Annotated in this window: 2 protein-coding genes; both read left to right on the top strand. The window is 62.4% G+C overall.

Annotation, left to right across the window (positions count from 1 at the left end):
• Positions 1–478: flagellin (locus ACYQ2W_RS26345; protein ID WP_459874057.1), on the top strand; the 478-nt coding region annotated here is incomplete at its 5' end.
• Positions 479–851: 373 nt separating this feature from the next.
• On the top strand, positions 852–1071 hold a 220-nt coding region (locus tag ACYQ2W_RS26340; RefSeq protein ID WP_459873897.1), incomplete at its 3' end, for a flagellin N-terminal helical domain-containing protein.

Raw genomic sequence — 1071 nt, 5'->3', positions numbered from 1 at the left:
CACCCGGATCACCCAGGCGGTGGAGTTCAACGGCGTGAAGGTGCTCGGCGCCTCGGCCAGCGTCACCTTCCAGGTGGGTGCCAAGGCGGTTTCCGGCACCGACACCATCGCGATGACCACGGTGAACGTGGCGAGCGCCAACAGCACCACCGGTATCGGTAGCGCCCTGGGTACCTCCCTGTCGGTCGGTACCGCGGATGCGGCCCGTTCGGCGATCACCATGATCGACACCATGCTCGACCGGGTCAGCTCGACCCGCTCCGATTTCGGTACCATCCAGAACCGTTTCGAGTCGGTGGTGCGCAACCTGCAGAACGTCTCCGAGAACCTGTCGGCCTCGCGTTCGCGCATCCAGGATGCCGACTTCGCCTCCGAGACGGCGGCATTGACCCGCAACCAGATCCTGCAGCAGGCCGGCGTGGCGATGCTCTCGCAGGCCAACGCGGCACCGCAAAGCGTCCTGTCGTTGCTCGGGTAACTGAGCTGAAGCGCCGCCCCGTGAGGGGCGGTCGTTTTTTTGGGGGGCAGGCCGATTCCGTCAGGAGGGGCCTGCCCCTCTTCCCTGCGAATCGAGGTGGTTTGGTCGCCTTGTCCCCTTCCCCCCTTCCCCCTTCCCCCGAGGGGCTCCCGGCTTCGGGCCGGACATCGAAAAAATGCCGATCAATTTTCAAGAAGCCCGTAACTTTTTGAAATAAAAAAAGTAAAAAAATCGGTACAAGCCTAAAGAATTCCTCTGCGCAGCCGATCCATTGATTGGAGGCGGTGAATGCCCGTGTTTCGGAGCATATCCGCCAGCTATCATAGCCTTCGGTCGAAGCAATCGCTCCCGGGGCACTTAGAGGAGTCCAGTCATGGCACAAGTCATCAACACCAACGTCTCGTCGCTGACCGCGCAACGGAACCTGAACAAGACCCAGAGCGCGCTTTCGACCTCCCTGCAACGCCTCTCCTCCGGCCTGCGCATCAACAGCGCCAAGGACGATGCGGCCGGTCTGGCCATCTCCACCCGCTTCTCCGCCCAGATCTCCGGCCTGAACCAGGCGGTGCGCAACGCCAACGACGGTATCTCCC

The organism is Endothiovibrio diazotrophicus (assembly GCF_054657215.1).
The sequence above is the reverse complement of the archived record's forward strand: the minus strand, read 5'-3'. Positions and strand labels throughout refer to the sequence as shown.